At 76.0% G+C, this 7,018-nt stretch carries 8 protein-coding genes; 5 read left to right on the forward strand and 3 right to left on the reverse strand.

Going from position 1 to position 7,018, the window contains the following annotated elements; genetic code table 11:
- Positions 1–959, reverse strand: a 959-nt coding sequence (locus tag E1258_RS35240; RefSeq protein WP_243715744.1) for an SseB family protein, incomplete at its 3' end; no start/stop codon positions are given.
- A 150-nt stretch (positions 960–1,109) separates the two neighbouring features.
- On the opposite strand from E1258_RS35240, the gene mycP reads away from it, so the two are divergent.
- Positions 1,110–2,327, forward strand: coding sequence for a type VII secretion-associated serine protease mycosin (gene mycP / locus E1258_RS28160; RefSeq protein ID WP_132406456.1), 1,218 nt, complete (start codon positions 1,110–1,112; stop codon positions 2,325–2,327).
- Positions 2,328–2,449: 122 nt separating this feature from the next.
- On the opposite strand, the gene E1258_RS28165 is transcribed toward mycP, so the two are convergent.
- The gene (locus E1258_RS28165; protein WP_132406458.1) at positions 2,450–2,743 is read right to left on the reverse strand and encodes a WXG100 family type VII secretion target; all 294 of its coding nucleotides are present in this window, start codon (positions 2,741–2,743) and stop codon (positions 2,450–2,452) included.
- 25 nt (positions 2,744–2,768) lie between these two features.
- Entirely contained in the window at positions 2,769–3,086 is a 318-nt protein-coding gene (locus E1258_RS28170) for a WXG100 family type VII secretion target (protein WP_132406460.1), read from the reverse strand.
- 276 nt (positions 3,087–3,362) lie between these two features.
- Here E1258_RS28170 and eccE point away from each other — a divergent pair, with 276 nt between their 5' ends.
- The 4 genes from eccE to rarD all read left to right on the forward strand — a co-directional run.
- Positions 3,363–5,204, forward strand: coding sequence for a type VII secretion protein EccE (gene eccE, locus E1258_RS28175; protein WP_132406462.1), 1,842 nt, complete (start codon positions 3,363–3,365; stop codon positions 5,202–5,204).
- Positions 5,205–5,262: 58 nt separating this feature from the next.
- Positions 5,263–5,649: a phage holin family protein gene (locus tag E1258_RS28180; protein ID WP_132406464.1), complete on the forward strand. Its 387-nt coding sequence runs from the start codon at positions 5,263–5,265 to the stop codon at positions 5,647–5,649.
- 33 nt (positions 5,650–5,682) lie between these two features.
- Positions 5,683–6,171 (forward strand): GNAT family N-acetyltransferase, encoded by a 489-nt coding sequence (locus E1258_RS28185; protein WP_132406466.1) that lies wholly within the window; start codon positions 5,683–5,685, stop codon positions 6,169–6,171.
- A partial coding sequence (rarD, locus tag E1258_RS28190; protein WP_132406468.1) for an EamA family transporter RarD occupies positions 6,168–7,018 on the forward strand: 851 nt, incomplete at its 3' end. The genes E1258_RS28185 and rarD, both read left to right, overlap by 4 nt.

The following is a 7,018-nucleotide window of genomic DNA, read 5'->3' on the forward strand; positions in this document are numbered from 1 at the left end:
GGGAAGGGCTGGCCGCCGGCGAAGCCCCGGGACGGTGGGACGGCGCGGTCGGCGGGACGGCGGGGTTCCCCGAGCCCCCGGGCCGCTCGGCTACGGCCGGACGACGGCTCGAAGAAGGACGCGGGTTGGTTGGGCGGGCCCGGGACGTCGGCAGGCGAGCCGTTGCCGGCCACCGTCGCCTCGCCCGGCGCGGCTTCCGTCGACGGCCTCCGCTGGGGGACGTTCAGCCACGCCGAGCCGCCCGGCACCGGCTCGCCGTCGGCCGCCTCGCCGGGAGCGGCACCGGGGCCACCGGGTCGGCCGCCCACCGACCCGTCCGGGTGCGGTGGGGCCGGGGCACCGCCCCGCGGCCGGGGCGGGGCCGTCAGCGGCGACGCCGTGAGCCGGGTGGTGGGCGTATCCGCGACGTCGGCCGGCCCGGTCGTCGGGGCTCCCGGCAGCGGCCCCACGGCCGCCGGGCCGGGCGCGGGCGACACCGGAGCGTCCTGGCCGGGGACCACTGCGGTGGCCCGGGCCTTCGCGACGGACTCGACGCGCTCCAGTCGGGCCCGGGCACCGAGGGTACGGCCCGGCAGTCGCACATCGCCCCGCGAGAGCTGGGAGACGAACCAGGCGGGCAGGTAGCCCTCGATGGGCAGGCCCGGGTTGACCGCCAGCCACCACTCGTGGTTGGGCCAGTCGGCGGCGAGGTCGGCGTACGCGCTGCGTCGGCTGGGCGCGGGGCTCCCGCCCAGGCACGCTCGCAGCGCGGCGGGTGAGGTGAACGCCAGCACGTGGGTCCGGCCACCGGTGGTCCAGGTGCCCCATCCCATCGGGGCCTGCCCGGCCAACGCCTCCGCGGAAACCGGCAGCAGCAGATCGGTGCGGGCCAGGACCCGAAAGTAGAGCTCCTGGTCGTTGGCGCGGAGCGCGTCGCGCATCGCCGCTTCGGCCTCGGTAGCCGGCTCCCAGTCGGTCACGGCCACCTCTCCTCCCGCGCTCAGGCCATAGGCATCGCGTACAACCTACAAGGTGGTAACAAGATCACAATGGCTGGCCAGGGACGCCCCGCCGGACAATCCGGATGCGGATAACATCCGGTTCCGAAGCCGACACGATACGGAGGCGCGATGCCCCGGCCCGCCACGCGTCCGGCCCTCGCCGCAGTGGCCGCAGCCCTGCTGACCGCGCTTCCCGCCGCCCCGGCACCCGCGACCGGGGCGCTCCGCGCGGCACCCGGCTGCGCCACGCCGCCCGCACCGGCCCGTCCGGTGGCGGCCACCCCGTGGCCTCAGCAGCGGTACGCCCCGGAGCGACTCTCCGCGCTGGCCACCGGGGCCGGCGTCACCGTCGCGGTGATCGACTCCGGGGTGGACCGGGGGCACCCGCAGCTGGTAGGGCGGGTCCAGGCCGGAGCCGACTTCCTCGATCCGGGCGGCAACGGCAGCCAGGACTGCGCCGGGCACGGCACCGGTGTGGCGAGCATCATCGCGGCCGCGCCCCGCTCCGGCGTCGCGTTCCAGGGGCTCGCCCCGGACGCTCGCATCCTGCCGGTACGGGTCAGCGAGCAGCAGGTGGTCGAGGGGCGTGAGTCGGGGCGCACGGTCAGCGCCGCCGACTTCGCCCGGGCGATCCGCTGGGCGGTGGACCACGACGCCGACGTGCTCAACCTCTCCGTCGTGCTGTACGCCGACAACCCGGCCGTCCGGGCGGCGGTCGGTTACGCGGTCGACCGGAACGTGGTCGTGGTGGCCGCCGCCGGCAACCTGCACGACAGCGGCGATCCGCAGCCGTACCCGGCCGCGTACGACGGGGTTCTGGGGGTGGGTGCGATCGGCTCCGACGGCCGGCGGGCCGACTTCTCCCAGACCGGCTCGTACGTCGACCTGGTCGCCCCGGGCGGCGAGGTGCTGGTAGCCGCCCCCGGGCAGGGCCACCGCCGGGCCGAGGGCACCAGCTACGCGGCCCCGTTCGTGGCGGCCACCGCCGCCCTCGTCCGGCAGTACCGGCCGGAGCTGACGGCCGCGCAGGTGACGCAGCGAATCCTCGCCACGGCCGACCCGGCCCCCGGGCGCGGCTCGGGCGGCGGGTACGGCGCGGGCGTGCTCAACCCGTACCGAGCGGTCACCGAGACCGGGGCGGGCCCGCTGGGACCGACCCGCGGGGCCGGGGCGCTGCCGGCGGACGGGGTCGACCCGGCACTGGTCGCCCGCCAGGCCCGCCGGGCGGCGGCCCGGGACCGGGCGCTGGCCGTCGCGGCTGTCGCCGGGGCGGCCGTGGCCAGCGCCGTCCTGCTGGCGGTGGTGCTGCCCCGGGGCGGTCGCCGTCGCTGGCGGCCGGCGGCCTGACCCGCCCGTGCGGCGCGGCTCGCGGGAGGGGGCACCCCGTTGCACCGAGGCGTCGACGGTTGTTCCTCGCCGCTGGGCCGGCTGGCGGCGCCCGGCGCCCGCCGGACGCCGCCGTGGCCGGCTCACTGGAACAGGTTGGCGTTCCGCTTCTCGGTGTCGAGGTAGTCCGACGCGGAGTCGTCGACGGCCAGCTTGATGTCGCGCAGCATCGCCTGGAGGTCCTGCGAGGCGGAGCGCCACCGGGCCTGGCGCTGCTCGTACGCCTGCCGGGCCTCGCCGTCCCAGCTCGCCACCAGCGGGGCGGCGTCGCGTTCGAGCTGGCCGAGCTGGCTGTCCAGCGTGTTCAATGCCCGCTGGATGTCGGCGCCGGCCTGCTGCAACGCGGCGAAGTTGACGACCAGAACCCCATGGTCCATCGGATGATCCCCTTTCCGGGAGGTGCTACAGCGGCAGCTGGATGCTGCGGTTGGTGCCGGCGACCCGGCCGGCGGCCTCGTTGTCGGACACGTCGTACTGCTGGCCGGCGGTGCGGATGGCGGTGGCGGTCTCCCGCAGCGCCCGCTGCAACGCCGCCTGGTCCTGCGACCACTGCTGCTTCACCTGCTCGAACGAGCGCCCGCCGGCACCCCGCCAGGCCTGCTGCAACACCTCCAGCTCGGCCAGCAGGCCGGTCAGCATGGACTGCAGGGACTGGTCCACCTGCTCGAACTTCGCGGCGGTCTGCTGCATCACCGCGGCTTCTGCCTGGGTCTGGGACACCCGGACGTCACCTCGTCTCCTCGATCGTGGCTGGCCGTCGGACGCGCCCGCGGCGGACGCACCGCTCGCCTCTCCCGGCGGCCGGCGCCGGGACGGGATAAGGTCAGCGAACTCGTCGCTGACGGTAGCCGCCCGGTGGCGGTTCTGCTACCCCGCCCTGCTCCCCTGTGGACAACGGTGACTCCCGCGATGCCGATCCGGAGTCATACGATGACGCTGCGGAACCGACCGCACCGATGCCCGGCGGCGTCTCCGGGCGAGCACTGAGGAGGCGCGGTGACGGCCAGCACCACCACGGCCCCGGCTCCGGCTCCGGCCCAGCCGGCGCACCACCAGCCGCTGCCACCACAGTGGATCCCCGCCACCACCCGGCGGCCGTCGACCGGCGTGCGGGTCGGTCAGGTGATCGCCACCCAGACGGCGGTGGCGCTGGTCGTCGCCGGGGCCGGCCGGGGCGCGGCCATGACCGTGGGCGCCGTCGCGGTGGCCGCGCCGCTGCTGGCCGCCGCCTGGGTACGGGTCCGGGGGCGCTGGCTGTTCACCTGGCTCGGCGTCGCCGGTGGCCACCTGTCCCGGCGACGCGCACTGGCGTCGGCCGCCGGCCCGGGGCTGCTGGGGCTGCTCGACCCGGGCGCGACGATCCGCGCGGCGGAGCTGGCCGGCGGCCCGGCCGCCGTGGTCGACGACGCCGGGGGCCTGACCGCCGTGCTGGAGATCGGTGACCCGGGCGACCTGCTCGGCGACGGGCCCGGGGTGCTGCCCGCGCCGTCGACGCTGCTGCCGCCGGTTTCCCCGGAGCTGCCCCCGGTCCGGCTCCAGCTCCTGCTCAGCGGCTCCCCCGCGCCGGCCGCCACGGCCGGGGCGAGCACGGTGGCCACGTCGTACCGGCAGCTCACCGACGGGCGGCTGGCCGGGCGCGACTCGGTGCTGCTGGCGGTGCGGGTCCTGCGGGTGGCCGGGTGGACCAACGAGGAGCTGCGGGTCGCCCTCTCCGGGGTGGTCCGGCGGATCGTCCGCCGGCTCGGGCCGGTGACCGCCCGCCCGCTCGGCGAGCACGCCGCGCTGCGCGTACTCATGGAACTGGCCCATCACGACGGCGGCGGGCCGGTGCTGGAGTCCTGGCCGGTTGTGCGGACCGGGAAGCTGTTCCAGGCCACCTTCCGGGTGCGGCGCGGGCCGGACCCTCGGACCGACGCGGCGCGGCGGCTGGTGCCCCGGCTGCTCACCCTGCCGGCCGCCGCGACCACGGTCTCGCTCTGCGTGGGGCCGCGCACCGGGGTCGGCGGCGTGACCGCGCCGGCCGAGCTGACCGTACGGCTGGCCGTCTGGGCCCCGGCCGAGCTGGCGACAGCGGCACAGGCGTTGCGGCGGCTGGCCGACGACGCGGGCGCGGAGGTCGACCGGCTCGACGGCCAGCAGCTTCCGGCGCTGGCCGGCACGCTGCCGCTCGCCCTCGCCGTCCCGGGCGCTGCCGCCGACCCGGCGGTCCTCGACGAGTTGGAGCTGCCGGTCGGCGCCGCCGGGCTGATGGTCGGCGCCAACCGGCGCGGCGCGGCGGTGACGATCCGGCTGTTCCGGCCGGAGGGCACCCGGCTGATGCTGGTCGGCGGGGTGCGTGCCGCCCAGCTCGTGGCCCTGCGGGCGCTGGCACTGGGTGCCCGGGTGGCGGTCCAGACGACCCGGCCCCGGGCGTGGGAGCCCTTCGTCCGGGGTGTCGGCACGCCCGACGGGCCGATCCCGGTGCTGCCGCCGGGGCGGGCGGTGGACGGGGTGGCCGGTTCGCCGCTGCGCCCGGTGCTGCTCGTGGTGGACGCCGGTCCGGTGCCCGCCGACGCCGGTCCCGGGCCGGCCTGGCAGTCCACCCTGGTGGTCCGGGACGGCCTCACCCCGTCCGACGTCGACCAGTTGGGCCGGGCCGACCTGGTCGTGCTGCAACCGTTGCGCCCCGCCGAGGCCGCGTTGGCCGGTGCCGCCCTCGGCCTCGGTGGCTCGGCCGAGTGGCTGACCCGCATCCGGGAGGACATGGTGGCGGTGGTGAACCGCCGGGCGTTGCGCTGGGCGCTGCTCTCGCCGACCCCCATCGAGTCGCAGCTGATCGGCCGGCCGGCCCGGGGTTGACGGTGGCCGGCGCGATCGGCGGGTTCCCCGGATGGCGGCTCCGTGGCACGATCCGGCCATGGGTTTCCTCAAGGGTCTTCTGATCCGGCTGGGCAGCACGGCGGTGGCCTTCTGGCTGGCCACCCTGCTCATCCCGGGCATCACGCTCGACACGGGTTCGGTCACCGAGGCGATCACCGCGCTGCTTCTCGTCGCGGTCATCTTCGGTGTCGTCAACGCCGTGCTCCAGCCGATCGTCAAGACTGTCGGCTGCGGCTTCTACCTGCTGACCCTGGGCCTGATCGCGCTGGTGGTCAACGGCCTGCTCTTCCTGCTGACGAGCTGGATCGCGGGCAAGGCGGGGCTGCCGTTCCACGTCGACGGCTTCTGGCCGGAGGCGGTGCTCGGCGCGTTGCTCGTCGGCGTGGTCACCTGGCTCCTCGGCGCGCTCCTCGACCGCGACTGAGCCCACCGGGGCGGTCGCGCTAGCGTCGCAGGTGTGTTCACCCTGACCCGCGAAGACGGCCACCAGATCAGCACCGACCCGGCTCGGCTCGACCTCGACCTCGTGCACCACTGGCTCTCCACCGACGCGTACTGGGCGTTGGGGCGCGACCGTGGAACCGTCGGGCGGGCGTTCGCCGGCTCGCTGTCGTTCGGCGTCTACCGACCCGGCGACGGCCGGCAGGTGGCGGTTGCCCGGGTGGTGACCGACGGCGTGACATTCGCCTGGCTCTGCGACGTCTACGTGGACCGGTCGGCCCGTGGTCGCGGGCTGGGCACCTGGCTGGCCGGTGCGGTCCGCGACCACCTGGCCACCCTCGGCGTACGCCGGATCGTGCTGGCCACCGTCGACGCGCACGGCGTGTACGCCAAGGTGGGCTTCGTCCCGGTCGACCCGGGCCGCTGGATGGAGCACGACGGACGGGTGAACCGGGTCACCGGAAAGGAGCCCGAGGCGGGCTCATTCCTTACGGTGGAGGGGTGACCCCGCTTCGGCTCGGATATCTCTACGGCATCGGCGCGTACCTGCTCTGGGGGTTCTTCCCGCTCTACCTCAGGTTGCTCAGGCCGACCGGCCCCCTGGAGATCCTGGCGCACCGGATCGTCTGGTCGGTGCTGTTCGTGGCGCTGCTGCTCGCCGCACTGCGCAACGTCGGCTTCCTGCGTACGCTGGCACGCCGGCCCCGGGCGCTGGCCGGTGTCGCCGTGGCCGCCGCGCTGATCGCGGTCAATTGGGGCACCTACATCTACGGCGTGAACTCGGAGCGGGTGGTGGAGACGGCCCTCGGCTACTTCATCACCCCGCTGGTTTCGGTGCTGCTCGGGGTGACCGTGCTGCGGGAGCGGCTGCGCCGCGGGCAGTGGGTGGCGCTGGGCATCGGCACGGCGGCGGTGGCCGTGCTCGCCGTCGACTACGGCCGGCTGCCCTGGCTCGCGCTCGCCCTGGCCGTCAGCTTCGCCGGGTACGGGCTGGTCAAGAAGCGGCTCGGGCTGCCGGCGGCGGAGGGGCTGTTCGCGGAGTCCGCGGTGCTGGCCCTGCCCGCCCTCGGTTACCTCGGCTGGCTCGGCGCCACCGGCGGCCTGACGTTCGGCCACGTCTCGGCCGGGCACGCCGCGCTGCTGGTGCTGGCCGGCGCGGCCACCGCGATCCCGCTGCTGCTCTTTGCCGGCGCGGCGAACCGGCTGCCACTGACCGCGCTGGGCATGCTCCAGTACCTCGCCCCGATCCTCCAGCTCGGCTGCGGGGTGCTGATCTTCCACGAGCCGATGCCCCCGGCCCGGCTCGCCGGCTTCGCCCTGGTCTGGATGGCCCTGCTGGCCTTCACCACCGA

Source organism: Micromonospora sp. KC207, assembly GCF_004348615.1.
In the GTDB taxonomy this organism is placed as follows: Bacteria; Actinomycetota; Actinomycetes; order Mycobacteriales; family Micromonosporaceae; genus Micromonospora.

Bases quoted from the DNA above. Each gene is read 5' to 3' on its own strand.
- mycP (WP_132406456.1), top strand. From the start codon at position 1,110: ATGCCCCGGCCCGCCACGCGTCCGGCCCTCGCCGCAGTGGCCGCAGCC.
- E1258_RS28165 (WP_132406458.1), bottom strand. From the start codon at position 2,743: ATGGACCATGGGGTTCTGGTCGTCAACTTCGCCGCGTTGCAGCAGGCC.
- E1258_RS28180 (WP_132406464.1), top strand. From the start codon at position 5,263: ATGGGTTTCCTCAAGGGTCTTCTGATCCGGCTGGGCAGCACGGCGGTG.